The 26,653-nt window shown below is 58.9% G+C and carries 23 protein-coding genes, 2 tRNA genes and 3 rRNA genes; 14 read left to right on the forward strand and 14 right to left on the reverse strand.

Going from position 1 to position 26,653, the window contains the following annotated elements:
- Window positions 1-244: 244 nt before the first annotated feature.
- Window positions 245-979: a thioesterase II family protein gene (locus CD58_RS19865; protein ID WP_025214735.1), complete on the reverse strand. Its 735-nt coding sequence runs from the start codon at window positions 977-979 to the stop codon at window positions 245-247.
- Window positions 980-1,124: 145 nt separating this feature from the next.
- Here CD58_RS19865 and tam point away from each other — a divergent pair, with 145 nt between their 5' ends.
- The 4 genes from tam to CD58_RS19885 all read left to right on the forward strand — a co-directional run bounded on the left by tam (window position 1,125) and on the right by CD58_RS19885 (window position 5,900).
- A complete protein-coding gene (gene tam / locus CD58_RS19870) occupies window positions 1,125-1,895 on the forward strand; it encodes a trans-aconitate 2-methyltransferase (RefSeq protein WP_025214736.1) in 771 nt (256 codons plus the stop codon).
- A gap of 82 nt (window positions 1,896-1,977) precedes the next feature.
- Window positions 1,978-3,111, forward strand: coding sequence for a cupin-like domain-containing protein (locus tag CD58_RS19875; RefSeq protein ID WP_025214737.1), 1,134 nt, complete (start codon window positions 1,978-1,980; stop codon window positions 3,109-3,111).
- Window positions 3,112-3,283: 172 nt separating this feature from the next.
- The gene (locus CD58_RS19880; RefSeq protein WP_025214738.1) at window positions 3,284-4,084 is read left to right on the forward strand and encodes an SDR family oxidoreductase; all 801 of its coding nucleotides are present in this window, start codon (window positions 3,284-3,286) and stop codon (window positions 4,082-4,084) included.
- Complete coding sequence (locus tag CD58_RS19885; RefSeq protein WP_025214739.1) at window positions 4,077-5,900, forward strand: glycoside hydrolase family 15 protein; 1,824 nt, start codon at window positions 4,077-4,079, stop codon at window positions 5,898-5,900. Before CD58_RS19880 ends, CD58_RS19885 begins: the two co-directional genes overlap by 8 nt.
- A 132-nt stretch (window positions 5,901-6,032) precedes the next feature.
- Here the strand turns inward: CD58_RS19885 and CD58_RS19890 are convergent, their stop codons facing one another.
- Window positions 6,033-6,389, reverse strand: coding sequence for a DUF6124 family protein (locus CD58_RS19890; protein WP_025214740.1), 357 nt, complete (start codon window positions 6,387-6,389; stop codon window positions 6,033-6,035).
- Window positions 6,390-6,951: 562 nt separating this feature from the next.
- Here CD58_RS19890 and CD58_RS19895 point away from each other — a divergent pair.
- Window positions 6,952-7,329, forward strand: a complete 378-nt coding sequence (locus tag CD58_RS19895) for a hypothetical protein (RefSeq protein ID WP_025214741.1) — start codon at window positions 6,952-6,954, stop codon at window positions 7,327-7,329.
- A 28-nt stretch (window positions 7,330-7,357) separates the two neighbouring features.
- Window positions 7,358-8,260, forward strand: coding sequence for an alpha/beta fold hydrolase (locus CD58_RS19900; protein ID WP_025214742.1), 903 nt, complete (start codon window positions 7,358-7,360; stop codon window positions 8,258-8,260).
- Here the strand turns inward: CD58_RS19900 and CD58_RS19905 are convergent.
- Window positions 8,229-9,221, reverse strand: a complete 993-nt coding sequence (locus CD58_RS19905) for a GlxA family transcriptional regulator (RefSeq protein ID WP_025214743.1) — start codon at window positions 9,219-9,221, stop codon at window positions 8,229-8,231. The genes CD58_RS19900 and CD58_RS19905 overlap by 32 nt on opposite strands.
- 98 nt (window positions 9,222-9,319) lie before the next feature.
- Between CD58_RS19905 and inhA the strand changes: the two genes are divergently transcribed.
- A complete protein-coding gene (gene inhA / locus CD58_RS19910) occupies window positions 9,320-10,006 on the forward strand; it encodes an isonitrile hydratase (protein ID WP_025214744.1) in 687 nt (228 codons plus the stop codon).
- A 61-nt stretch (window positions 10,007-10,067) separates the two neighbouring features.
- Here the strand turns inward: inhA and CD58_RS19915 are convergent, their stop codons facing one another.
- A complete protein-coding gene (locus tag CD58_RS19915; protein ID WP_025214745.1) occupies window positions 10,068-10,325 on the reverse strand; it encodes an Atu4866 domain-containing protein in 258 nt (85 codons plus the stop codon).
- Window positions 10,326-10,352: 27 nt separating this feature from the next.
- Window positions 10,353-11,090 carry an SDR family oxidoreductase gene (locus CD58_RS19920; RefSeq protein ID WP_025214746.1) on the reverse strand — a complete coding sequence of 246 codons (738 nt, stop codon included), beginning with the start codon at window positions 11,088-11,090 and terminating at the stop codon, window positions 10,353-10,355.
- Between the two features lie 202 nt (window positions 11,091-11,292).
- Here CD58_RS19920 and CD58_RS19925 point away from each other — a divergent pair, with 202 nt between their 5' ends.
- Both CD58_RS19925 and CD58_RS19930 read left to right on the forward strand, forming a co-directional pair.
- Window positions 11,293-12,240: an AraC family transcriptional regulator gene (locus CD58_RS19925; RefSeq protein ID WP_038436699.1), complete on the forward strand. Its 948-nt coding sequence runs from the start codon at window positions 11,293-11,295 to the stop codon at window positions 12,238-12,240.
- Window positions 12,241-12,417: 177 nt separating this feature from the next.
- Window positions 12,418-12,711 carry a hypothetical protein gene (locus tag CD58_RS19930; protein ID WP_025214748.1) on the forward strand — a complete coding sequence of 98 codons (294 nt, stop codon included), beginning with the start codon at window positions 12,418-12,420 and terminating at the stop codon, window positions 12,709-12,711.
- 486 nt (window positions 12,712-13,197) lie between these two features.
- Here CD58_RS19930 and CD58_RS19935 read toward each other — a convergent pair whose 3' ends face one another.
- Window positions 13,198-13,656: an SRPBCC family protein gene (locus CD58_RS19935; protein ID WP_025214749.1), complete on the reverse strand. Its 459-nt coding sequence runs from the start codon at window positions 13,654-13,656 to the stop codon at window positions 13,198-13,200.
- Between the two features lie 123 nt (window positions 13,657-13,779).
- On the opposite strand from CD58_RS19935, the gene CD58_RS19940 reads away from it, so the two are divergent.
- The gene (locus CD58_RS19940; RefSeq protein ID WP_025214750.1) at window positions 13,780-14,181 is read left to right on the forward strand and encodes a lysozyme inhibitor LprI family protein; all 402 of its coding nucleotides are present in this window, start codon (window positions 13,780-13,782) and stop codon (window positions 14,179-14,181) included.
- A 113-nt stretch (window positions 14,182-14,294) separates the two neighbouring features.
- Here CD58_RS19940 and rrf read toward each other — a convergent pair.
- The 5 genes from rrf to CD58_RS19965 form a co-directional block, all read right to left on the reverse strand.
- Window positions 14,295-14,410, reverse strand: a 5S ribosomal RNA gene (gene rrf / locus CD58_RS19945).
- A 167-nt stretch (window positions 14,411-14,577) separates the two neighbouring features.
- A 23S ribosomal RNA gene (locus CD58_RS19950) occupies window positions 14,578-17,469 on the reverse strand.
- A 248-nt stretch (window positions 17,470-17,717) separates the two neighbouring features.
- Window positions 17,718-17,793, reverse strand: a tRNA-Ala gene (locus CD58_RS19955).
- 30 nt (window positions 17,794-17,823) lie between these two features.
- Window positions 17,824-17,900, reverse strand: a tRNA-Ile gene (locus tag CD58_RS19960).
- Window positions 17,901-17,981: 81 nt separating this feature from the next.
- Window positions 17,982-19,518, reverse strand: a 16S ribosomal RNA gene (locus tag CD58_RS19965).
- The 16S, 23S and 5S rRNA genes sit together here with 2 tRNA genes alongside, the layout of an rRNA operon.
- 681 nt (window positions 19,519-20,199) lie before the next feature.
- On the opposite strand from CD58_RS19965, the gene rhtA reads away from it, so the two are divergent.
- Both rhtA and CD58_RS19975 read left to right on the forward strand, forming a co-directional pair.
- Entirely contained in the window at window positions 20,200-21,087 is an 888-nt protein-coding gene (gene rhtA / locus CD58_RS19970) for a threonine/homoserine exporter RhtA (protein WP_025214751.1), read from the forward strand.
- A gap of 168 nt (window positions 21,088-21,255) precedes the next feature.
- Window positions 21,256-21,537 carry a hypothetical protein gene (locus tag CD58_RS19975; RefSeq protein ID WP_003204018.1) on the forward strand — a complete coding sequence of 94 codons (282 nt, stop codon included), beginning with the start codon at window positions 21,256-21,258 and terminating at the stop codon, window positions 21,535-21,537.
- Window positions 21,538-21,544: 7 nt separating this feature from the next.
- Here CD58_RS19975 and CD58_RS19980 read toward each other — a convergent pair whose 3' ends face one another.
- The gene (locus tag CD58_RS19980; RefSeq protein ID WP_025214752.1) at window positions 21,545-22,114 is read right to left on the reverse strand and encodes a TetR/AcrR family transcriptional regulator; all 570 of its coding nucleotides are present in this window, start codon (window positions 22,112-22,114) and stop codon (window positions 21,545-21,547) included.
- Window positions 22,115-22,203: 89 nt separating this feature from the next.
- Here CD58_RS19980 and CD58_RS19985 point away from each other — a divergent pair, with 89 nt between their 5' ends.
- Complete coding sequence (locus CD58_RS19985; protein WP_025214753.1) at window positions 22,204-22,932, forward strand: SDR family oxidoreductase; 729 nt, start codon at window positions 22,204-22,206, stop codon at window positions 22,930-22,932.
- A gap of 33 nt (window positions 22,933-22,965) precedes the next feature.
- Window positions 22,966-23,556, forward strand: coding sequence for a 2-hydroxychromene-2-carboxylate isomerase (locus CD58_RS19990; RefSeq protein ID WP_025214754.1), 591 nt, complete (start codon window positions 22,966-22,968; stop codon window positions 23,554-23,556).
- Between the two features lie 9 nt (window positions 23,557-23,565).
- On the opposite strand, the gene CD58_RS19995 is transcribed toward CD58_RS19990, so the two are convergent.
- Together CD58_RS19995 and CD58_RS20000 are read right to left on the reverse strand one after the other, a co-directional pair.
- A complete protein-coding gene (locus CD58_RS19995; protein ID WP_025214755.1) occupies window positions 23,566-25,374 on the reverse strand; it encodes an aminopeptidase P family protein in 1,809 nt (602 codons plus the stop codon).
- A gap of 50 nt (window positions 25,375-25,424) precedes the next feature.
- The gene (locus tag CD58_RS20000; RefSeq protein ID WP_025214756.1) at window positions 25,425-26,591 is read right to left on the reverse strand and encodes a cysteine desulfurase family protein; all 1,167 of its coding nucleotides are present in this window, start codon (window positions 26,589-26,591) and stop codon (window positions 25,425-25,427) included.
- Window positions 26,592-26,653 lie beyond the last annotated feature (62 nt).

Below are 26,653 nucleotides of genomic sequence, written 5' to 3' on the forward strand. Positions count from 1 at the left end.
CACAAGGCACAAAGGCAAGTCGTCCCTATAAAACGAATGCAGACCGGAAAAATTAGCGTTTGAGAACAGGTATCAGGAAGTGAGGTAGAACGGGGATTTTGAACATGATGCTGGTTACAAATGTGGGAGCGAGCTTGCTCGCGATGGCGCAGGATCAGCCAACGTATAGGCAAGCTGACACACCGCTATCGCGAGCAAGCTCGCTCCCACATGGGACTGCATTCCAATGAACTTGGGAATCAAATCACGCGCTGATCGCCAACCCATGCCGCCGATGATGCACGCTCAACTGATCCTTGATCAGCCGCAGCACCCTGGCCTCGTGCTGGTGAATGAAGAAGTGCCCACCGGCCAGCATGTCCACCGAAAAACTGCCCGTGGTTTCCTGGCGCCAGCCAATCAGTTGCTCGGTGGTGGCCTTGTCGGTAGTGCCGCCAAGCACATGCACCGGGCAGTTGAGCCGTGGTCGCACCCGGGGCTGGAAACGTCCGCACAGCAGGAAGTCCGCCCGCAGGATTGGCAAGGTCAGGGCCATCAGCTCTTCGTTGGCCAATATTTCCTCGCTGGTACCGTTGAGGGTGCGCAGCTGGTCGATCAGTTCAGCGTCGGTTTTCGGCTCGGCGAAACCACGGTCGTAGTCAGCCCGCATCGTCGGCGCCGCAGTACCCGAGGCAAACAGCGCCACCGGTTCGGGGCAGCCGAGTTCGCGCAAGGCGTAGGCGATTTCACAGGCCAGCAGCGCGCCCAGGCTGTGACCGAACAGCGCGTACGGGGCCTGGATCGAGGGCAGCAGCTCTCGCGCCAACTGCATCGCCAACGGGCCCATGTCGGTGTGCAGCGGTTCGTCGAAGCGCGCCCCGCGCCCCGGCAGCTCCACGGGCTGCACGTGCAGCCACTGCGGCAACGTGCGCCGCCAGCGGCTGTAAACCATTGCGCTGGCGCCGGAATAAGGCAGGCACAGCAGGGTCAGTTGAGTCACTGCGGTTTTCTCCGATCGGTCGTGTATGGAGGATAACGAAGCGGCGGCACGCAGAATTAATCAAAGAACGCTGCATGCGCTACATCCTGTGTACTCCCCCTATACTGGCGGCACCTCGACTCACTCCACCACAAAGGAGCAAGCCATGAGCTGGTCCGCCAAGCAATACGTCACCTTCGAACAGGAACGCACCCGCCCGGCCCGGGACCTGCTGGCCGCCATTCCCTCCGTGGAAGCGCGCTCAGTGATCGACCTGGGTTGCGGCCCCGGTAACTCCACCGAGCTGCTGGTGGAACACTTCCCCGGCGCCACGGTGCGCGGCCTGGACAGTTCCAGCGACATGATCGAGGCCGCACGCCAGCGCTTGCCCGCCGTAACCTTCGACACGGCGGACATCGGCCGATGGAACGAACCCGGGCCGTTCGACGTGATCTTCGCCAACGCCGTGCTGCAATGGCTGCCCGACCACGCCACCCTGCTGCCTTCGCTGGTGAGCAAGCTCGTCGAGGGTGGCAGCCTGGCGGTCCAGATGCCCGACAACCTGCACCAACCGTCCCACCGATTAATGCAGGAAGTCGCGGCCAACGGCCCCTGGGCCAACCAACTGGCCGGGGTGGCTGATATGCGTACGAAAGTCGAGGACACCAGCACTTATTACTCGATCCTCAAGCCCCACTGCACCCGCGTCGACGTGTGGCGCACCACCTATCACCACCCACTGGCCGGCGGTGCCGCGGGCGTGGTGGAGTGGTTCAAGGGCAGCGCGTTGCGGCCGTTTCTCGAGCCGCTGGATCAGGCGCAACGCGAGCAGTATCTGGAGCGTTATCTCCAGGCGATCGAACAGGCTTACCCCGCCTTGGACGATGGCACGGTATTGCTGCCGTTTCCCCGTGTGTTCATGGTCGCGACGCGCTAGGGCGACGGTCAGCAGCGAGGGCTAAATTTCTGAGGGAGGCCCTCGTTACCTGCTAAGACCAAAACCCACAAGAGTGACCGCCGTGGACCTGCAAACCATCCTGGGCAAACTGTTCGCCAATGCCGGCGCCGTCGGTATCGAAGGCGTCTTCCAATTCGTGTTCGGCCCGCATCAGGCGTATTGGTCTGAGGTCAAAGCCAGCAGCCACACCCAGGCCGGTCGGCACACCAGCCCCGACGTCACCATCGAGGTGGCGGAACAGGATTTTCTCGGGATCATGGCCGGCATGGCCAATGTCGAAGAACTGTTTGCCAGCGGTCGCCTGAAGATCGGCGGCAACATGGGCCTGGCGACGTTGCTGCCGCAGATCATCGACCATGCCCGTCATGGCGGTGGCATGGTGGAAAAGGTCGACATGAACAAGCGCTACCCCACCCCGGCGCGTTTCAGCGAAAAACTCACCGCCAGCCTGCCCACTCAATACAGTGTGGAACGACGACCGCGTAGCGAGCTATCGGTGCAGGAGTTTCAAGCACGCTACCTGCCCCATGGCGTTCCGGTGGTCATCAGCGATGCCTTGCAGGACTGGCCGTTGTTCAAGCTCAGCCGCGAGCAATCCCTGGTGCACTTTGCCGAGCTGCAAGGCATCACCCGCCATGGCGACTACGTGAAGAAAACCTTCTCTACCGAACGGGATTTCCGCTCCACGTCCATGGCCGACTTCATCGCCTCCCTGGACAGCCCGGCGGTCAAGGGCGCCGACGGCGAACCACCGGCCTACATGGGCAACAACATCCTGCCGGCGCAGTTGATGGAGCAGATCCAATACCCGCCCTATTTCGACCCGTCACTGTTCATCCCACCGCGCATCTGGATCGGCCCCAAGGGCACCCTGACGCCGCTGCACCGCGATGACACCGACAACCTGTTTGCCCAGGTCTGGGGGCAAAAAACCTTCACCCTCGCCGCCCCCCATCACCGCGAAGCGCTGGGTACTTGGTCCACAGCGCCCCAAGGCGGGCTGGACGGTTGTGACTTCAACCCCGATGCGCCGGACTACCAGCGCTTCCCCCACGCCCGGGACGTGACCTTCCTGCGCGTGACGCTGGAGGCCGGGGATCTGTTGTTCCTGCCGGAAGGCTGGTTCCATCAGGTGGAGTCGGTGTCCACGTCGTTGTCGGTGAATTTCTGGGTGAATTCGGGGCGGGGTTGGTAGCCGCCGAACACTCTGTTTTTGTGAACACAGACCTGTGGCGAGGGAGCTTGCTCCCTCGCCACAGGGTTAGCGTCCAAATGTGGCTGAAGTGTGAAGATCGCTTCACCCAAATGAACTCTGCACGCTTCACGCCAGTCAGCAGGTAAGGCCCTCAGTTCAAGGTGCTAGACCCATGCAGATATCCCTCGCCCAACAAGTCGCCCTCGTCACCGGCGCCAGCTCGGGCATTGGCGCAGGTTCGGCCAGGGCGTTGGCGAACGCCGGGGCCGCTGTGGTGCTCAACTACTATTCCAGCGCTGGTCCGGCCGAAGACCTGGCCCGTGAAATCAATGAAAACGGCGGCCGTGCCATCGCCGTCGGTGCCGACGTCTCGAAGGAAGATGACGTCGAGCGCCTGTTCGCCCAGGCCCTCGACGCCTTTGGCACGCTGGACATCCTGGTGGCCAATTCCGGCCTGCAAAAAGACGCCGCTGCCGTCGACATGAGCCTGGAAGACTGGAACACCGTGATCGGCACCAACCTCACCGGGCAGTTCCTCTGCGCCCGCGCTGCCCTGCGGATTTTCACTCGCCAGGGCATTCGCCAAGGCGTATCCCGGGCCGCTGGCAAGATCATCCACATGAGTTCGGTGCACCAGCGCATTCCCTGGGCCGGCCACGTCAATTACGCCGCATCCAAGGGCGGCGTCGATCTACTGATGCAGAGCCTGGCCCAGGAAACCAGCCATCAGCGCATCCGCATCAACAGCATCGCCCCCGGCGCCATCCGCACGGCCATCAACCGCGACGCCACCGAAGGCGCACAGGAGCAGAAACTGCTGGAGCTGATTCCTTATGGTCGCGTGGGCGACGTGGAGGACGTCGCCAATGCGGTGGTCTGGCTGGCGTCGGATTTTTCCGATTACGTGGTAGGCACCACGTTGTTCATCGATGGCGGGATGAGCCTTTACCCGGGGTTTCGCGGCAATGGCTAATGATCACGAACCACAAAGTCCTATCGAGAACCACGGCATCATTGGCGACATGCGCACCGCCGCGCTGGTCAACGACCGCGGCAGCGTCGACTTTTTCTGTTGGCCGGAATTCGACAGCCCGTCGATCTTTTGCTCGCTGCTGGACACCCCCGAAGCGGGGATTTTCCAACTCGCGCCAGACCTGCCTGAAGCTCGTCGCCAACAAATCTACCTGCCCGACACCAACGTGCTGCAAACCCGCTGGCTGAGCGACGGCGCCGTGGTGGAAGTCACCGACCTGCTGCCCATCGGTGACAGCGAGGATGATTTGCCGGTGTTGATGCGCCGGGTCCGCATGACCATTGGCAGCGCGACGTTTCGCATGCGCTGTGCGGTGCGCCACGACTATGCCCGGGCCGCCACCACGGCGCGCCAGGACGGTACCGACATCTGTTTCGAGGCGCCGGGGCAACCGAGCCTGCGCTTGTGTTCCGACCAGGCCATGACGCTGGACGGCAACACGGCGGTGGCCGAGTTCACCCTGGAACAGGGCCAGACCGCCGAGTTCCTGTTGGGCGGCATCGACGACCCGCGACTTCAGGATGACGTCAGCGCGATCTGCCTGGAACGCACCCTGGCGTTCTGGCGCGGCTGGATCGGCCAATCGAATTATCGCGGGCGCTGGCGGGAAGTGGTCAACCGCTCCGCCCTGGCGCTGAAGCTACTGACCTCGCGCAAACACGGCGCCATCCTCGCTGCGGCCACCTTCGGCCTGCCGGAAACCCGTGGCGGCGAGCGCAACTGGGATTACCGCTACACCTGGATCCGCGACGCTTCGTTCACCGTCTACGCATTCATGCGCCTGGGCTTCGTCGAAGAAGCCAACGCCTACATGCGCTTCTTGCGCAATCGAGTCAGTGACTGCTGTGACCAGCCGACCAAACTCAACATCCTGTACGGCCTGGATGGCCGGCTGGAGTTGCCGGAAACCGAGCTGCCGCACCTGAGCGGTTTCGGTGGTGCGCAGCCAGTGCGCATCGGCAACCTCGCCTACCAACAGGTGCAGCTGGATATCTTTGGCGAGTTGATGGACGCGGTGTACCTGGTCAACAAATACGGCGAAGCCATCTCCCATCAGGGCTGGAAACACACCGTCGACGTGGTCGACCAGGTGTGCAAGGTCTGGCAGGACAAGGACGTGGGCATCTGGGAAATGCGCGGCGACAAGCAGCACTTTCTGCATTCGCGGTTGATGTGCTGGGTCGCCGTCGACCGCGCCATCCGCCTGGCCGAAAAACGCTCCCTGCCCGCCCCGTTCGCCCGGTGGGATGAGACTCGCCAGGCCATTTACCAAGACATCTGGACAAATTTCTGGAACGAGGAACGCCAACACTTCATCCAGCGCCAAGGCAGCACCGCCCTGGACGGTTCGATGCTGTTGATGCCCCTGGTGCGCTTCGTCAGCGCCCGCGATCCGCGCTGGTTATCGACCCTGGAGGCCATTGAAAAAAGCCTGGTGCGCGACGGCATGGTGTACCGCTACCGCAACGACGACAGCCCCATCGACGGCCTCAGCGGCACCGAAGGCTCATTCGCCGCCTGCTCGTTCTGGTACGTCGAATGCCTGGCCCGCGCCGGCCGCGTGGAAAAAGCCCAGCTGGAATTCGAACAACTGCTGCGCTATGCCAACCCGCTGGGGCTGTACGCCGAAGAGTTCGACAGCCATGGGTACCACTTGGGCAATACCCCGCAGGCCCTGACCCACTTGGCGTTGATCAGCGCGGCGAGTTTTCTGGATCGCAAGTTGAGTGGGGAGAAAAATCATTGGCAGCCGTGAGCCTTGGATTAAACGCGGTCCCCTGTGGCGAGGGAGCTTGCTCCCGCTCGACTGCGCAGCAGGCGCAAAATCCTGGGGTCGCTTCGCAACCCAGCGGGAGCAAGCTCCCTCGCCACAAGAGCGGTGTGTCAGTTAGCTGGTCGGCTCGATGTCATCCAACGCCCGATTGGCCAGCAACGTACCCAGTTCGATCAACTGCTGAATACCCAACGCCACATGCCGCCGCGAGCCCTCCAGCTCGAACGCCAAGTCACTGACCATGACATTGGCGGAGGCCAGGGTTTCGCTGAGGCTGGTCAGCACCGATTCGGTGTTTAGCCCGGGGACCACGGTGAACACCTGGCCGTCCTGGGTATCGGGTTTGGCTGGGGTGGGAGACAAGTGAATGTTCAGTGCCCGGTCGGCGGCTTCGCGGAGTTTTTTTGTGTCGAGGGTGGTGTAGGCAGAAAGGTCTTCGGCGCGTGGGGGGTTGGGGGTGATCTTGACCATTGTGAAACTCCTGACTTGAAGTTGAGCTCACTCACCTCGTGACCAAACGAGGATGGTGGGCTATACGCAGGTTGGTCAACCGGGAAGTCAGGCACCCGGCGCACTCGAAAGTGCCCCGCGCACAGCCCACCGCAAAGCATACCGACAAGCACATAAAAAAGCGCCGACATGCTGAGGTTGGCGCGTGTGCGCCTGACATTGGACGGGTGACCAAACCCGGTCGCTGATTTTGCAGCGACCGGCAAAGCCTATCCCCGCCCCTTCCGAACCGGCAACCGCCGCGACTCGTCGGAAAATTCCGGTTTACCTAATTTTTTGTAGGACACAAACCCCGTGGCGAGGGAGCTTGCTCCCGCTCGACTGCGCAGCAGGCGCAAAAATCTTGGGGTCGCTTCGCAACCCAGCGGGAGCAAGCTCCCTCGCCACAAGAGCGGTGCGCGCATCAAGCCTATCGATCACCACAACCCGTTACAGGTTGCCAGCCCCCCAAACCCCTCCTAAGATCGATGCACTCACGGGTGCAGCGGAGCTGCCCGATAAAAACCCGACTCAAGGACCTGACATGACCCATATCAAACGCCCCATCACCACCCCACCCCGAACAGGCCTGACCCGGGAAGACCTCTGGGAAGGCCAGGACCGGGGCTTGATCAAATGCTGGGAAATCGGTCGCGACCGCGCGCTGAAGTTTCCGGAACTGGCGCAACGCTGCCTGGCCGGTGAATTGCCGGTGCTCGGCTGGAAAGGCGGCGTCAGCCGCAGCCTGAAGAAAACCGCAAAATTCGGTTGTCTCAAATATCTCGCCCAATGGCAGGGCCTGCGCGGTGAAGACCTGGACATCGACCTGACCCAGGAACGCACCCTGACCTGCTCGAGCACGAACATGATCGTGACGTTCACGCCGGATCGGGCCAAATACGTGAATCAGGAACCTGCCTGAGCGCAACCACGCAATGCCGGAGGCCAACATGAACCTCGAGCCCAGGATCAACTTCGCAGTGACGCCGTTGTTGCGTATCGCCTACGAAGAACACGGCCCCGCCACCGGCGAACCGGTGATCCTGCTGCACGGCTTCCCCTACGACCCAAGGGCGTTCGATGAAGTCGCGCCGGCTCTGGCCCAGCGCGGCTATTGGGTCATCGTGCCCTACCTGCGCGGCTACGGCCCGACCCGGTTCAACAACCCAGCTATCCTGCGCTCCGGCCAACAAGCGGCGCTGGCCCAGGACCTGCTGGACCTGATGCACGTTCTCTCCATCCCCCAAGCGGCGTTGTGCGGCTATGACTGGGGTGGTCGGGCCGCGTGTATCGTCGCGGCGCTGTGGCCCGAGCGCGTGCGCTGCCTGGTGACCGGGGATGGCTATAACCTGCAGGATATTCCCCGATCCAAACAACCGCTGGACCCGCAAACCGAACATCGCCTGTGGTACCAGTATTACTTCCACACGGCGCGGGGCGTCGAGGGCCTGACGCAGAATCGGCGCGAACTGTGCGAGCTGCTCTGGCGTCTGTGGTCCCCCACCTGGAAGCGTGGCGCAGAACTCTATCCCCTCAGCGCCCCGTCGTTCGATAACCCGGATTTTGTCGACGTGGTGATTCATTCCTACCGTCATCGCTTCATGTACGCACCGGGCGATCTGACGCTGGAGTGGCTGGAAGAACGGCTTGCCAAGCAACCGGTCATCAGTGTGCCGAGCATTTCCTTGTGCGGAGCCGACGATGGCGTGGGGCCTGCGCCGGAACACGATGAAGATGCCGAGCATTTCAGCGGCTTCTACGAGCGCCGAGTGCTGGCCGGTGTAGGCCACAACATTCCCCAGGAAGCCCCTGAGGCCACGCTCAAGGCGTTGCTGGATCTGCTTGAGGGCTGAGCGCAAACCGCTCGCGATACGCCTGGGGCGTCACCCCCATGGCCCGCAGAAAACTACGACGCAGGGTTTCTTCGCTGCCAAAGCCGCATTGCACCGCCACGCGCTTGATCGACAGCGCCGTGTCGGCCAGCAGGCGCCGTGCGGTTTCCACGCGAATCAGCTCCACCGCCCGCGCCGGGGTCTGGCCGGTGTCGGCGCGGTAGTGACGGACAAAACTGCGTTCACTCATGCCCACCTCGGCGGCCAGGCTCGGCAAGCCCAGGTCGCGGGTGAGGTTTTCGGCGATCCACGCATGCAGGTCGTCAAAACGGCTGCCCTGTTTCTGCAGCGACAGCGTCACGCTGAACTGCGATTGCCCGCCAGGCCGCTTGAGGAATACCACCAGGTGCCGGGCGACCTCCAGGGCCACGGCACGGCCCTGGTCTTCCTCGACCAGTGCCAAGGCCAGGTCGATACCGGCGGTAACGCCAGCCGACGTCCAGACCGGGCCATCGTTGATGAAAATCGGATTGGGTTCGACCCGCAGTTGCGGATGCTGCTCGGCCAGTTGCTCACAGCGGGTCCAGTGGGTGACCACTCGCCGCCCGTCCAGCCAACCGCTGGCGGCCAGCAGGAAGGCCCCGGTACACACCGACGCCACACGCCGCGAGCGCAGGCCATGCGCCTTGACCCAGGCCACCAGCGTCGGATCCTTCGCCGCTTCGTACACACCCCAGCCGCCGGCGATCAGCAAGGTGTCGCTGCCTTCGCTCGGCAGCGGCTCGGCCATCAACGCCAACCCTGCCGATGACATCACCGCCCCGCCACCGGCGGCGATCACCGTCGGCGCGTACGGCAACGGCAAGCCTTGCTGGCGAGCCAGGTCATTGGCTGAGGCAAACACTTGCAAGGGCCCGGTGACATCCAGCACTTGCACGTTGGCGAAGGCCAGGACGTGAACGGTTTTCGGGGCGTTTGGCATATTGGCGTAATTCGTGGGCTTATTGGCGGATGCGCCAGATCCTACGAGCCTAAAGTAAAGCCGTCCACCCCTCGGGCATCACTTAAGGAGAAATCACCATGACGCTGCAGATCGGTTTGCTGTTATTCCCCCAGGTTCAGCAACTGGACCTAACCGGTCCTTATGACGTGCTGGCCTCGTTGCCTGACGTGAAGGTTCACCTGATCTGGAAGGACTTGGCGCCGGTCACCTCCAGCACCGGGTTGATGCTGCTGCCTACCACCACATTCGAGGATTGCCCCAAGCTTGACGTGATCTGCGTCCCCGGTGGTACCGGCGTCGGCCCGTTGATGGAAGACGAGCAGACCCTGGCGTTCATCAAGCGACAGGCCAGCCACGCGCAATACATCACCTCGGTGTGCACAGGTTCGCTGGTGCTCGGTGCGGCGGGCCTGCTGCAAGGGAAACGCGCCACCACCCATTGGGCCTACCACAGCTTGCTGTCCACCCTGGGCGCGACACCGATCAAGGAACGGGTGGTCCGCGACGGCAACCTGCTTACCGGTGGCGGCATTACCGCCGGGATCGATTTCGCCTTGACCCTGGCGGCGGAGTTGTTCGACCAGGACACCGCCGAACTGGTCCAACTGCAACTCGAATACGCCCCTGCCCCGCCGTTCAACGCCGGCTGCCCGGACACTGCACCCGCGCAAGTATTGGAAGAAGCCCAGCGGCGCGCGGCGGAGTCGTTCCGGATACGCTCGCAGATCGCCCAGCGCGCTGCGGCGCGGTTGGAACAGGCGTAACGATCAGTCCCGATCCGTGGTGAGGGGACTTATCCCCCCACCACAAAGGGTCTTCGGTTCATCACTCCTCCTGGCGATACAGCACCATCCCCGCGTGATAGAGCACGCCTTCGCGAAAATCCCCGTCGGCGGTAAAACCGGTGTCGTCGTGGTATTCGATATGGTCGTCCTGCAACCAGTAATCGCCTTGATAAGCACTTTCACGCAAACCCCGTGCTTCGTCATAGCGTCCACTCGGCAGCAGCCGATGGCGGATCACGCCATCGGCCGTCACCCACAGGCCGACGAATTTGTCCTGGTCTCCAAATGCCTTTCTCATGGAGCATCTCCCGTCGTTTGGCTCGGTTCAGAACGGGCTGGCGGTTGGCCGCACAATCAGTTCGCTGACGTCCACATCTGCCGGTTGCTCGATGGCGTAGGCAATCGCCCGGGCAATCGCTTCGGCAGGAATCGAGATTCGGCGGAATTCGCGCATTTCGGCACGGCCACCCTCATCGGAAATACTCTCGGCCAGCTCCGACTCCGTGACCCCGGGGGAAATCACTGTCACCCGCACATCACCGCCGACCTCCTGGCGCAGGCCTTCGGAAATCGCCCGCACGGCATACTTGGTGGCGCAATACACGGCAGCGGTCGGGCTGACGGCATAGGCACCAATGGACGCGATGTTGATGAACTGGCCGCTGCGCTGGCGCTGCATCAAGGGCAGGCCGGCCGCGATGCCGTGGAGCACGCCACGGATGTTGACGTCGATCATGCGGTCCCACTCCTCGACTTTCAGCGCCTCAAGTTTGGAGAGGGGCATGACCCCGGCGTTGTTGATGATGACGTCGACTTTGCCGAAACGCTCGACAGCGAAATCGATCAGGTTCTGGACATCATCGCGGCGAGTCACGTCCACGGCTTTGCAGACGGCCTGCTGGCCGGCGCCTTCGAGCTCCTGGACCAACGCCTGCAAGCGCTCGACACGTCGCGCCCCCAGTACAACACGAGCGCCCCGGGCCGCCAGCAGCCGTGCAGCAGCTTCGCCAATTCCACTGCTGGCACCGGTGATGACTACGACTTTGTTTTGGATATCGGACATGATGGGTTCCTCGTCTGGATGTGCTGGCTCCCGGTGGGAGCGTTTGGACACATTCAGATTAGGGAACCGGTCGATGTCTGGGTTAGCCGGATCCTCCTGTGCGCTTGCACGATCCTGTAGCGAGAAAACGGACTCTAGTCGCCAGCCGCACAATCGGCTTTACTAGCGCGATCTACGCATTTGGCCAGGGAGATTGAGCGGCATGTCGGTATCCACGTCCATCCACATTGCGGCTGATGACGGCGTCAATCAGCGTCGCGCCGAACTGGCGGCGCTGATGAAGCGTTTCGCGCCGGAATACGGCGTCCACCCCACGGCCATCGAGGCCTTGCACCTGATCCGCAGCGATCAGCCGAGCGAAGCCTTGCACGTCGTGCACAAGCCCGGTCTGTGCGTGATCATCGAGGGGCGCAAGGAAGTGCGCCTGGCCGATGAATGCTACGTGTATGACCCGCTCAACTACCTGGTGGTCTCGGTGACCCTGCCGTTGGCCGGCCAGGTGATTGAAGCCAGTCCCGAACGTCCTTATCTGTGCATTCGCCTGGACATCGACCCGGCACAGATCTGCCGTCTGATCGCCGATGCCAGCCCTATCGGTGTACCGGTCCAGCGAGCCGGGCGTGGGCTGTTCCTGGACCGCATCGATGCGCCGCTGCTCGATGCGATGTTGCGCCTGCTACGGCTGTTGGACAGTCCGGATGATATCCCGACCTTGGCCCCCCTGGCCCAACAGGAGATTTTCTACCGGCTGCTGCGGGGTGCCCAAGGCCAGCGCTTGCACGAAATTGCGATTCCCGACACTCAGACCCATCGCATCAGCAGGGCCATCGAGTGGCTCAATACCCATTACGCCGAGCCGCTGAGCATCGACAGCCTCGCGCAAATGATCAACCTCAGCCCTTCGGCATTGCATCACCGGTTCAAGGCCGTGACCGCCATGAGCCCGCTGCAATACCAGAAACAACTGCGCCTGCAAGAAGCCCGACGGTTACTGTTGGCGGAGAACAGCGACGTTTCGTCAATCGGCTACAAGATGGGGTATGAAAGCCCCTCACAGTTCAGCCGCGAATACAGTCGTCTATTTGGCGCGTCACCGAGCAAGGACATAGCTCGTTTGCGTGCCCTGGCGCTGCAGGCCAGTAGCACCTGATCCTGCATACAAACAGGATCAGGCAAACCGCGGGCAGTATCCGTCTAACGATCGCCCCCCCTCCGCCCTAATCTGAACCCATGCAGCAAGACAACCGTCCGCGCTGCAACGGGTTCAGCAGATCACGACATCTGAACGACCCGGCACTCAACCCTTGATATGACCGGAGTCTTTACCATGAAAACTTTCAGTACTTTGATCGCCGCTACCACCTTTGCCCTGAGCGCCGGCGCGTTTGCCTTGCCGAGCCAGCAGCAAGACCGTTTCTTTACCCAGGCCACCGAATATCAACAGCCTGTGGCCGCTGATGGGGCGGACCGTACGCCGGGTGGACAGACCTTGGCTGCTGATGGCGCGGATCGTACGCCGGGTGGGCAGACCTTGGCTGCCGATGGCGCGGATCGCACGCCGGGTGGGCAGACCCTGGCTGCTGATGGCACGGATCGTACGATGACTCGGCGTCTAGCATGATCGGCACCACTTTTTCACACACGAAAAAAAACCCGCCTAAGCGGGTTTTTTGAGGACCAATTTGACTCCCTGTCCGGCATTCCATGCCTGGTCCAATCATCCATGACCCCGAGCACTCCCTGTACTCAGTGGATGAACATAGATTAGTCCCACCACTGCCTTGGAAAAAGACGAGAAAGCAGCGCCAACGTGTAAGCATTTCGCTATACAGCGCCTTCGGGCCTTTTTTATGGACGAAAAAAAACCCGCCGAAGCGGGTTTTTCCAAGACCATTACGACTCCCTGTCGGTAGCCATCCTTGCAAGGTCGATCGTCCCTGATCCTGAGCACTTCCTGTGCTTCAGTGGATGAGTCCAGATTACGCCTCGGATCCAAAGTGCAATAGACGACATAGCTACCATCTCGTGTAAGACATTCGCTATACCAGCGCTTCCGCAAACCCTTAGCCTCGCCAGGCATCGCAGCATTTGCGTCAGCGGAGAAAGATCAGGCGTTGCTCAGAAACGCCTCAATGTTAGCCATCTGTTCGTCCCAGCCACGGCTGTCCATGCGAAAGGCCTTGAGTCGGCGCGCCTCAGGAATATTGTTGAACCCCGACTCCACCACTTTCAGCAAGGTGCCGCCATCCATGTCTTCAAGTTCGAATTGCACCCGTGTTTCGGACTCTTGAGAGTAATCAACCTGAGGCTCGATGGCGTATGGATGCCAGCGAAACGAGAACACCCGCTCGGGCTCGACCCGCTCCACCGCCACGTCCCAAATGAGGTGTTCATAACCTGGATAAGTGATCTGTCCCTGCGTACGCTCGCCCGCCACAAACCGCTTGCCCTCAAGGGCGACGCCAAACCATTGGCCAAAGGCTTCAGCATTGGCCAGGGCACGCCAGACTTGAGAGCGCGGCGCCTTGAGCAGGATCTTTCTTTCAATGCGATCGGATGAATACATGGGTCACCTCCTGTGTTCAACAGTAGGCTTGTAAGACCACGAGGCCAACCGGAAAGTTGTATCAGTCCATTGTTTGGGTACACTCCTCCGGCATTTTGTCCCCCCCTCAAGGAGAGATCGACCATGCCACCACGCTTGCTTCTGGCCCTCACACCGTTGTTTTTTATCACCGCGGCTCAAGCCGACGACTGCGCCAATGCTACTACTCAGGGTGAGATGAACCAGTGCGCGGCCAAAGAAAACAAGGCCGCCGACAACGAGCTGAACAGCCTTTATAAGCAAATCACAGCACGCCTGAAAGACAATCCCGAGGCCAAGCAAATGCTGGTCAAGGCACAACGGGCCTGGATCGGCTTCCGTGACGCCGAATGCAATTTCTCCGCGTCTGGAGTCGAGGGTGGCAGCGTCTATCCGCTGATCTACAGCAACTGCATCACAGCCCAGACCAAGGCTCGGGTCGAGGCATTCAAGACCTATCTCAAGTGCAAGGAGGGCGATTTGAGCTGCCCTGTACCCGAGGCCTAACGACCCGGATAAAAAAGATGACCTCTAAAGGTCATCTTTTTTTGGAACAAGTTTTTTCTAGCACAAAAACAAAACCCCTACCTGCGTCAGCAGATAGGGGTTTCGGAATTTAATCTTGACGATGACCTACTCTCACATGGGGAAACCCCACACTACCATCGGCGATGCATCGTTTCACTACTGAGTTCGGGATGGGATCAGGTGGTTCCAATGCTCTATGGTCGTCAAGAAATTCGGTAGCCAGCGCGTGCCTTGCGGTCACGTTCCAGCGAATGGGTATGCGATAGTTTGTGTGTTGCTTTGTGAGCAGCGTCGAACTTTCGGTTCGTGTCGTCTTCACACACCGCAATCTGATGCTCCGTATTAAAGAGCCGACTCAAATTGCTTGGGTGTTATATGGTCAAGCCTCACGGGCAATTAGTACAGGTTAGCTCAACGCCTCACAGCGCTTACACACCCTGCCTATCAACGTCGTAGTCTTCGACGGCCCTTCAGGGGACTCAAGGTCCCAGTGAGATCTCATCTTGAGGCAAGTTTCCCGCTTAGATGCTTTCAGCGGTTATCTTTCCCGAACATAGCTACCCGGCAATGCCACTGGCGTGACAACCGGAACACCAGAGGTTCGTCCACTCCGGTCCTCTCGTACTAGGAGCAGCCCCTCTCAAATCTCAAACGTCCACGGCAGATAGGGACCGAACTGTCTCACGACGTTCTAAACCCAGCTCGCGTACCACTTTAAATGGCGAACAGCCATACCCTTGGGACCGGCTTCAGCCCCAGGATGTGATGAGCCGACATCGAGGTGCCAAACACCGCCGTCGATATGAACTCTTGGGCGGTATCAGCCTGTTATCCCCGGAGTACCTTTTATCCGTTGAGCGATGGCCCTTCCATACAGAACCACCGGATCACTAAGACCTACTTTCGTACCTGCTCGACGTGTCTGTCTCGCAGTCAAGCGCGCTTTTGCCTTTATACTCTACGACCGATTTCCGACCGGTCTGAGCGCACCTTCGTACTCCTCCGTTACTCTTTAGGAGGAGACCGCCCCAGTCAAACTACCCACCATACACTGTCCTCGATCCGGATAACGGACCTGAGTTAGAACCTCAAAGTTGCCAGGGTGGTATTTCAAGGTTGGCTCCACGCGGACTGGCGTCCACGCTTCAAAGCCTCCCACCTATCCTACACAAGCAAATTCAAAGTCCAGTGCAAAGCTATAGTAAAGGTTCACGGGGTCTTTCCGTCTAGCCGCGGATACACTGCATCTTCACAGCGATTTCAATTTCACTGAGTCTCGGGTGGAGACAGCGCCGCCATCGTTACGCCATTCGTGCAGGTCGGAACTTACCCGACAAGGAATTTCGCTACCTTAGGACCGTTATAGTTACGGCCGCCGTTTACCGGGGCTTCGATCAAGAGCTTCGCGTTAGCTAACCCCATCAATTAACCTTCCGGCACCGGGCAGGCGTCACACCCTATACGTCCACTTTCGTGTTTGCAGAGTGCTGTGTTTTTAATAAACAGTCGCAGCGGCCTGGTATCTTCGACCGGCATGGGCTTACGCAGTAAATGCTTCACCCTCACCGGCGCACCTTCTCCCGAAGTTACGGTGCCATTTTGCCTAGTTCCTTCACCCGAGTTCTCTCAAGCGCCTTGGTATTCTCTACCCAACCACCTGTGTCGGTTTGGGGTACGGTTCCTGGTTACCTGAAGCTTAGAAGCTTTTCTTGGAAGCATGGCATCAACCACTTCGTCACCCAAAGGGTAACTCGTCATCAGCTCTCGGCCTTAGAATCCCGGATTTACCTAAGATTCCAGCCTACCACCTTAAACTTGGACAACCAACGCCAAGCTGGCCTAGCCTTCTCCGTCCCTCCATCGCAATAACCAGAAGTACAGGAATATTAACCTGTTTTCCATCGACTACGCTTTTCAGCCTCGCCTTAGGGACCGACTAACCCTGCGTCGATTAACGTTGCGCAGGAAACCTTGGTCTTTCGGCGTGGGTGTTTTTCACACCCATTGTCGTTACTCATGTCAGCATTCGCACTTCTGATACCTCCAGCAAGCTTCTCAACTCACCTTCACAGGCTTACAGAACGCTCCTCTACCGCATCACCTAAGTGATACCCGTAGCTTCGGTGTATGGTTTGAGCCCCGTTACATCTTCCGCGCAGGCCGACTCGACTAGTGAGCTATTACGCTTTCTTTAAAGGGTGGCTGCTTCTAAGCCAACCTCCTAGCTGTCTAAGCCTTCCCACATCGTTTCCCACTTAACCATAACTTTGGGACCTTAGCTGACGGTCTGGGTTGTTTCCCTTTTCACGACGGACGTTAGCACCCGCCGTGTGTCTCCCATGCTCGGCACTTGTAGGTATTCGGAGTTTGCATCGGTTTGGTAAGTCGGGATGACCCCCTAGCCGAAACAGTGCTCTACCCCCTACAGTGATACATGAGGCGCTACCTAAATAGCTTTCGAGGAGAACCAGCTATCTCCGAGCTTGATTAGCCTTTCACTCCGATCCACAGGTCATCCGCTAACTTTTCAACGGTAGTCGGTTCGGTCCTCCAGTTAGTGTTACCCAACCTTCAACCTGCCCATGGATAGATCGCCCGGTTTCGGGTCTATTCCCAGCGACTAGACGCCCTATTAAGACTCGCTTTCGCTACGCCTCCCCTATTCGGTTAAGCTCGCCACTGAAAATAAGTCGCTGACCCATTATACAAAAGGTACGCAGTCACCCAACAAAGTGGGCTCCCACTGCTTGTACGCATACGGTTTCAGGATCTATTTCACTCCCCTCTCCGGGGTTCTTTTCGCCTTTCCCTCACGGTACTAGTTCACTATCGGTCAGTCAGTAGTATTTAGCCTTGGAGGATGGTCCCCCCATATTCAGACAAAGTTTCTCGTGCTCCGTCCTACTCGATTTCACTTCTAAGATCCTTTCGCGTACAGGGCTATCACCCACTATGGCCGCACTTTCCAGAGCGTTCCGCTAAAATCAAAGAAGCTTAAGGGCTAGTCCCCGTTCGCTCGCCACTACTAAGGGAATCTCGGTTGATTTCTTTTCCTCAGGGTACTTAGATGTTTCAGTTCCCCTGGTTCGCCTCTTGCACCTATGTATTCAGTACAAGATAACCATCTTATGATGGCTGGGTTCCCCCATTCAGACATCTCCGGATCAAAGTCTGTTTGCCGACTCCCCGAAGCTTTTCGCAGGCTACCACGTCTTTCATCGCCTCTGACTGCCAAGGCATCCACCGTATGCGCTTCTTCACTTGACCATATAACCCCAAGCAATCTGGTTATACTGTGAAGACGACATTCGCCGAAAATTCGTACGCTTGCTCACTTAAGAGCAACTCACAAATTTTACCTTAGCCTGAGCCGTTACCAGTGAAAGTAACGTCCAGTCTATCTTTCTATCACATACCCAAATTTTTAAAGAACGAACTAGTCAAAGACTAGAAATCAACATTCACCATCGAACCGATGGAATGCTCATTTCTAAGCTTTACAAGAGAAGCAGTAGTGGTGGAGCCAAACGGGATCGAACCGTTGACCTCCTGCGTGCAAGGCAGGCGCTCTCCCAGCTGAGCTATGGCCCCGTATTTCTACAGGCGTTTCCCACACAAAATTGGTGGGTCTGGGCAGATTCGAACTGCCGACCTCACCCTTATCAGGGGTGCGCTCTAACCAACTGAGCTACAGACCCAATTTCGGGCTGCTTCTTTCGTCTTCTTCAATGAATCAAGCAATTCGTGTGGGAGCTCATGGAGCAGCTGCGGTCGTCGATTAAGGAGGTGATCCAGCCGCAGGTTCCCCTACGGCTACCTTGTTACGACTTCACCCCAGTCATGAATCACACCGTGGTAACCGTCCTCCCGAAGGTTAGACTAGCTACTTCTGGTGCAACCCACTCCCATGGTGTGACGGGCGGTGTGTACAAGGCCCGGGAACGTATTCACCGCGACATTCTGATTCGCGATTACTAGCGATTCCGACTTCACGCAGTCGAGTTGCAGACTGCGATCCGGACTACGATCGGTTTTGTGGGATTAGCTCCACCTCGCGGCTTGGCAACCCTCTGTACCGACCATTGTAGCACGTGTGTAGCCCAGGCCGTAAGGGCCATGATGACTTGACGTCATCCCCACCTTCCTCCGGTTTGTCACCGGCAGTCTCCTTAGAGTGCCCACCATAACGTGCTGGTAACTAAGGACAAGGGTTGCGCTCGTTACGGGACTTAACCCAACATCTCACGACACGAGCTGACGACAGCCATGCAGCACCTGTCTCAATGTTCCCGAAGGCACCAATCCATCTCTGGAAAGTTCATTGGATGTCAAGGCCTGGTAAGGTTCTTCGCGTTGCTTCGAATTAAACCACATGCTCCACCGCTTGTGCGGGCCCCCGTCAATTCATTTGAGTTTTAACCTTGCGGCCGTACTCCCCAGGCGGTCAACTTAATGCGTTAGCTGCGCCACTAAGAGCTCAAGGCTCCCAACGGCTAGTTGACATCGTTTACGGCGTGGACTACCAGGGTATCTAATCCTGTTTGCTCCCCACGCTTTCGCACCTCAGTGTCAGTATCAGTCCAGGTGGTCGCCTTCGCCACTGGTGTTCCTTCCTATATCTACGCATTTCACCGCTACACAGGAAATTCCACCACCCTCTACCATACTCTAGCTTGTCAGTTTTGAATGCAGTTCCCAGGTTGAGCCCGGGGATTTCACATCCAACTTAACAAACCACCTACGCGCGCTTTACGCCCAGTAATTCCGATTAACGCTTGCACCCTCTGTATTACCGCGGCTGCTGGCACAGAGTTAGCCGGTGCTTATTCTGTCGGTAACGTCAAGACAGTTACGTATTAAGCAACTGCCCTTCCTCCCAACTTAAAGTGCTTTACAATCCGAAGACCTTCTTCACACACGCGGCATGGCTGGATCAGGCTTTCGCCCATTGTCCAATATTCCCCACTGCTGCCTCCCGTAGGAGTCTGGACCGTGTCTCAGTTCCAGTGTGACTGATCATCCTCTCAGACCAGTTACGGATCGTCGCCTTGGTGAGCCATTACCCCACCAACTAGCTAATCCGACCTAGGCTCATCTGATAGCGCAAGGCCCGAAGGTCCCCTGCTTTCTCCCGTAGGACGTATGCGGTATTAGCGTCCGTTTCCGAGCGTTATCCCCCACTACCAGGCAGATTCCTAGGCATTACTCACCCGTCCGCCGCTCTCAAGAGAAGCAAGCTTCTCTCTACCGCTCGACTTGCATGTGTTAGGCCTGCCGCCAGCGTTCAATCTGAGCCATGATCAAACTCTTCAGTTCAAACATCTTTGGGTTTTGAGAAAACCCTAAACTTGGCTCAGCAATCGTTGGTTACATCTTTGATTTCTCGCGGAGTAACTTGTGATGCTGATAATCTGTTGACTAGCAGTCTGACTCCACAAGCACCCACACGAATTGCTTGATTCAGTTGTTAAAGAGCGGTGGGTTGAGCCTTTCGTCTCAACCGAGGCGCGCATTCTACAGCGCCTCGTGCATCTGTCAAGCGGTTATTTTCAGAAGTTTTCAAAGTTTCGTTTGTGAAACATCAACAACTTCAACCACTTGCGCTTCCGATCTCTCGTTAGCGGGAGGCGAATTCTACAGCGTTACTCGCTGCTGTCAACACCTCTTTTTCTCCGCTTTCGACCGAGAAGATCGAACCGTCAATAAGGCCAAACAAACCACCTTATTAGCTGCTTCCCAGGCTTCGATGATCTGAAGCCCGACACTCTCAAAACAAGGATAACTCATTGAAACTCAAGGAGTTTTCCGTTTCGACTGCGCCGGAAGTGGGGCGAATTATAGACGTCCAGGATTTGCCGTCAACCCTTAATTTCGCTTTTCTATCCGCAGGACGCAGTCTTAATTAAATCTGCCTTATATATAGACGGAAGCGCCTCAAGTGCGCAGTATATTGCTCAAATCAGATCCCACCGCCTTTGCTCTGGACGACATTCCGTAATGACTCCCCCACATCGCAGCCTGGCATCCGCCCTGTACCCGGTGGCCCTGCTATTAATAGCCATGGCATCCATCCAATCTGGCGCCTCCCTGGCTAAAAGCATGTTCCCGGTAGTAGGCGCACAAGGCACCACGACGCTGCGGCTCATTTTTGCCAGCATCATCATGCTTATATTGCTTCGCCCTTGGCGCGCCAAGCTCACGGCCCAATCCCTGCGCACCGTGGTTGTGTACGGGATGGCCTTGGGCGGCATGAACTTTCTCTTCTATATGTCACTGCGCACCGTTCCACTGGGAATCGCCGTCGCGCTAGAGTTCACTGGCCCTCTGGCGGTGGCCATTTACGCCTCGCGCAGGGCCATCGACTTTCTCTGGATCGCCCTGGCAGTGATTGGCCTGCTTCTGTTGATACCCACTGGAGCCGCCAGTGCCGGCATTGACTTGGTCGGAGCCGGCTATGCACTGGGCGCCGGATTCTGCTGGGCGTTGTACATTCTATTTGGCCAGAAGGCCGGGGCGGACAATGGCGTGCAAACCGCCGCGCTGGGGGTCATGATCGCCGCCCTGTTCGTCGCCCCTATCGGCATCGTGCATGCCGGCGCCGCACTGCTGACGCCGAGCCTGATTCCAATCGCCATTGGAGTCGCCATTTTGTCTACCGCCCTGCCCTACACCTTGGAGATGATCTCCCTGACCCGAATACCGGCCCGCACCTTCGGCACCCTGATGAGTATCGAACCGGCATTCGGCGCGTTGTCGGGGCTCGTGTTCCTCCAGGAGTACTTATCACTGGCCCAATGGACAGCCATTACCTGCATCATCCTCGCGTCTGTCGGCGCCACACTGACCATGGGCAACACAGCGAAGCCCGCCATCGCGGCAGATTGAAGTAGGAATTAACGAAGGACTGGTATTTACCCCGCATTTAGGCCATGTTTAGCTCCGTAACCCAATGCCAAACATGGATTTTTTTCACACAGGACGTCATGAACGCTTCAAGCGAAAGCGAACACAACCGTATGTGGGCATAAGATCCACGACGGTATAAGGACGGGAATGAAACGAATTTTGATATTGATCGCCGTACTTGCAGTTGCGGGCTGCGCGGCGACATCGAAAACTGAAGTCAAGCGCGGTAAAAAGGGTCTGCACATCAACTGCTCTGGTCTTTCCTCATCCTGGGACCAGTGCGCCGCCAGCGCCGCCAATTCATGCGCCCCCAAAGGCTACAAGGTCATCGCCAAGTCCGGTGACGTGGTCGAGGAGCCAGGGGATTATCCTTTCGGACTCAACCCCGCCGGTTATACCAGCCGCAGTATGATCGTCATCTGTAAATAAGCGGGCGTCAGTCGAGCCGTTGTTCGACGATTCGACGACTGATCTCGTCATAGTTGGACTTGAGGACATCACGCTGGACCTGCGGCGTGGCCAGCATCCGCGCTACAACCAGCGCACCCACGCATTGGGACAGGATGGACCAGGCCAGGCTGTCGCTTCCCAATATCCGCGTCCAACTTTCATGCAGCCGGCAGATCCACGTTTGCGCCGCCTCCCTCACCTGCCCATCCGATCGCGCGATCTCGGCGCCCAGCACCGGCAATGCACAACCGGCCTGCGGTTGCTCAACGTGACTCATGCTCAGGTACTGCTTGAGACAGCGCTGCAGTTTCGTTGCATCCATGACCCCATCGCCGCTCAAGCGATCCAGGCTTTGGGTCAACTCCCGCTCAACAATCGCCTTGAACAGCTCATCCTTGGATGAAAAGTGGCTGTAGAACGCCCCGCCGCTCAACCCGATCGCTTTCATCAGGCCATCGACACCGACCGTGGAGAAACCCGATTTCTTGGCGGACACAGCACTGCTGGCGAGCAGTTTCTCTCGGGTTTCCATCTTGTGATTGGCTGAATAACGCATTGTCCTGCCTCTGATTACTCACCTTGACGCTCGGCGAATCTTAGCATAACGTCCGTTTAGTTAACGATCGTTTACCAATGAGGCTACTCATGAATAACAAGAAGGTCGTACTGGTTGTTGGCGCGGGTGATGCCACTGGTGGGGCGATTGCCAAGCGTTTCGCGCAGGAAGGGTTTATCGCCTGCGTCACCCGCCGCAGCGCCGACAAACTCGAGTCCTTGGTTGACGAGATCCGCGCCCAGGGCGGGGAAGCTCACGGTTTTGCCTGTGACGCCCGTAAAGAGGACGACGTGATTGCGTTGGTCGAGCAAATCGAGAACCAGATCGGCCCGATTGAAGCCTTTGTGTTTAACATCGGCGCCAATGTGCCCTGCAGCATCCTCGAAGAAACCGCGCGCAAATATTTCAAGATTTGGGAGATGGCCTGTTTCTCGGGTTTCCTCAACGCACGGGAAGTGGCCAAGCGGATGGTCAAACGCCAGCGTGGGACCATTCTGTTTACCGGGGCAACGGCGGGTTTGCGCGGAGCCTCAGGGTTCGCCGCGTTCGCTGGCGCCAAGCATGGCATTCGGGCATTGGCCCAGAGTATGGCGCGGGAACTGGGCCCGATGAATATTCACGTGGCTCATGTGGTGGTGGACGGCGCTATCGACACCGATTTCATCCGCGATAATTTTCCAGAAAAATATGTCACCAAGGATGAGGACGGCATCCTGAATCCCGAGCACATTGCCGACAATTATTGGTATCTGCACAGCCAACCCCGTGATGCCTGGACCTTTGAGCTGGACCTGCGCCCCTGGAATGAACGCTGGTAAACCCTCCCCCACAACAATAAGAGAGCAGATCCCATGAGCAAATCGGTGGAGTTTTACTTCGATCTCGGCAGCCCTACCACGTACCTGGCCTACACCCAGTTGCCGACGCTTTGTGCACAGACGAACAGCCAACTGGTCTATCGCCCAATGCTGCTGGGAGGTGTTTTCAAGGCCACCGGCAATGCGTCACCGGTCACCATACCGGCCAAGGGCCCTTATCTGTTCAAGGATTTGAATCGCTTCGCCAAACGCTACGGCGTTGCCTTCAAGCTTAACCCTTACTTTCCCATCAACACGCTATTGCTGATGCGTGCCGTGACCGGCATGCAACTGCGCCACCCCGAACGTTTCGAAGCTTTTATCGACTGCCTGTTCCGCGCCCTGTGGGTGGATGGTCGAAACCTCAACGACCCGGGAACGGTGGCAGCGGTCCTGGATGAAGGAGGTTTCAATCCTGAATATGTACTGGCCATGACGACCGACGAACAGGTCAAGCAGGCGCTCAAGACCGCCACCGAGGGAGCCATTGAACGGGGCGTGTTCGGCGCCCCGAGCATGTTTGTCGGCGACGAGCTGTTCTTCGGTCAGGATCGGCTGGACTTCGTCCGTGAAGCCCTTGCCTGATCGCCTGCGTCAGATCGCCAATGTCCGCGTGTTCAGCCATTGCAGTGCGTCGCCTTCCAGCAACGGGCTCAATCGACGCTGAACCTCGGCGTGATAAGCGTTGAACCAGTCTTTTTCGTCCTGGGTCAGCAGCGACGCCTCCAGGCAACGGGTATCGATCGGGCAGAGCGTCAGGGTCTCAAACTCAAGGAACTCACCGAACTCGCTTTTACCTGCCTCGCGGTTCAACACCAGGTTCTCGATGCGTACACCCCAACGGCCCGGACGATAAGTGCCCGGTTCAATGGAGGTGATCATGCCCGCCTGCATCGCTGTCTGCGGCGCGGCAGCGGCCTGATAGGCAATCACCTGCGGACCTTCGTGAACGTTGAGGAAATAACCCACGCCATGGCCGGTACCGTGCCCGTAATCCACCTGCTCGGCCCAGATCGGCGCACGGGCGATGGCATCCAGCAAGGGCGACAGAATGCCTCGCGGGAATTTGGCCCGGGACAAGGCAATCACGCCTTTGAGCACGCGGGTGCAATCACGCTTCTGCTCGGCGGTGGGTGTTCCGACCGGCACCATGCGGGTGATGTCGGTGGTGCCGCCGAGGTATTGTCCGCCGGAATCGATCAGCAACAAGCCATCGCCTTCGATGACCGCATGGGCTTCTTCGGTGGCGTGGTAATGGGGCATCGCGCCGTTGGCGTTGAACGCAGCGATGGTATTGAAGCTCAGGGAAACAAAATCCGGCCGACGGGTGCGGGCGGCGGTCAGGTGCTCATCGATGGTCAGTTCGGTAATGCGCTCGCGGCCCCAGGCGCTGTCCAGCCAGGCGAAGAATTCGCAAAGAGCCGCACCATCCTGCTCCATGGCCCGACGGATGTGCTCGGCATCGGCCAGGCTTTTGCGGGACTTGGCCAGCGTCGTCGGATTAAGGCCTTCGACCAACTTCACGTCACTGCCCAGGTTATCCAGTAAGCCGACCGTAACCCGCGCCGGATCAATCTGCAGACTCGCCCCGCCCGGTATTTCACGCAACACGGCCGCTGCTTCGCTGTAATCGCGCAAGGTCACGCCGTCCTGTTCGAGAACGGCACGCAACGGTGCGTCAACCTTGTCCTGGGCCACGAACAGCGTTGCCTGTTGCTGGCTGATCAAGGCAAAAGAGACGAACACCGGGTTGAACGACACATCCGCGCCGCGCAGGTTGAACAGCCAGGCGATGTCATCCAGCGTGGCGATGAAATGCCAATCGGCGCCGCGCTCCTTGAGGGATTCGCGCAGCTTGGCGAGTTTCTCGACCCGGCTGACGGTCGCCTGCGGGGGCAAGTGCGCGTAGACCGGCTGATCGGGCAGGCTTGGGCGATCAGTCCAGACCTCCTTGAGCAGATCGATGTCAGTGCGCAATCGCGCGCCGCGTTCCTCGAGCTTGCCGCTCAGGGTCCGGGCCGACGCCACGGCCATGACCGCACCGTCGACCGCGACCACGCCACCTTCAGGCGTCTGTTCGGCGAGCCAGTCCAAAGGCCCGGGCTGGCCAGGAATGAGCTTGACCAGCTCGATACCGCTGCCCTCCAGTTCCTTGGTAGCCTGTTCCCAATAACGGCTGTCAGCCCAGACGCCGGCGAAACTTGCGGTGACAATCAACGTGCCCACCGAGCCATGAAACCCCGACAGCCATTGCCGCCCCTGCCAATAGCCCGGCAGGTATTCCGACAAATGTGGGTCGGCCGACGGCACCAGCAGCGCGTGAATGCCCTCCCGGCTCATCAGTTGGCGGATTCGGGTCAGGCGCTGGGGAACCAGTCCATGGGTCAAAGGCTCGGTGCTCATCGTTTTTCCTGTTCATCAATAATTGTTGTTCGGTACCGAAGACGCTCGGCTTACGGGGTCGCGGCCCAGAACGCCGGCGCAGTCGCGCAGGCTGCCTTGATCAGCCGCACCGCCTCGTCGATATCCTGCTCGCTGGTAAAACGCCCCAGGCTCAAACGAATGGTCCGCCCAGCTGTGCGTACATCGTGCCCGAGGGCCAGGAGTACGTGAGACGGCGCGTTACTCGCTGAATTGCACGCCGAAGTCGCGGAAAATGCAATCGACGCGCCCAAGGTTGCCGGGTTGAATTCACCTTCGTTGAACGTCAGGCTCAGCGTGTGAGGAATTCGCTGGGTCGCACTGCCGTTTATACACACACCAGGCAAAGCCAGCAGCGGCTCAAGCAAACGATTGCGCAACCGGGCGATTTTAGCGAGTTCTTCGTCGAAGGCCTGGGCGGCCAGTTCGAATGCAGCGCCCATGGCGGCGATCTGATGGGTCGCCAGGGTGCCGGAGCGCAAACCGCCTTCATGTCCGCCGCCATGAATCTGCGCCGACAGCCGTGGCCGGGCGCGGTCGCCGACGTAAAGGGCACCGATGCCCTTGGGGCCGTAGATTTTATGCGCGGAAAAAGACATCAGGTCCACCGGCCAACGGGCCAGGTCGATCTTCACCTTGCCGGCGCCCTGGGCCGCGTCGACATGCAACAGCGCACCGTGCTCGCGAACGATCTCGCCAATGGCGACGATGTCATTGACGGTACCCAGCTCATTGTTCACCAGCATCAGCGACACCAGGAACGTATCGTCACGCAGGGCTTCGCGAACAGCTTGCGGGTTGATCAGGCCTTCGGCGTCCGGCGCCAGCCAGGTCACCGCGACGCCGCTTTCTTCGAGCTGCCGCGCCGTATCGAGAATGGCCTTGTGTTCGATCAGGCTGGTGATGACATGGCCGCCGGAACCGCTGCGCGCCTGGGCTACACCCTTGAGGGCCAGGTTGTTGGATTCGGTTGCGCCGGAGGTCCAGACGATCTGTTCGGACTGTGCCCCCACCAATTGCGCCACCTGCTGGCGCGCCCGCTCCACCGAGCGCCGGGCCTCCTGGCCGAAGGCATGGGAACTGGAGGCCGGGTTGCCGAAGTTACCGTCAAAGCCCAGGCATTGGACCATGACCTGGATGACCCGCTCATCCACTGGGGTGGTGGCGGCATAGTCGAAATATAAAGGACGTTTATTCATAGGAATCTCGCAGAGCCTGTTCCGGGATCGGGTGCCCTCGTTGGGTTCGAGACAAGCTGTAC

This window comes from Pseudomonas brassicacearum (assembly GCF_000585995.1).
Lineage (GTDB): Bacteria > Pseudomonadota > Gammaproteobacteria > Pseudomonadales > Pseudomonadaceae > Aquipseudomonas > Aquipseudomonas brassicacearum_A.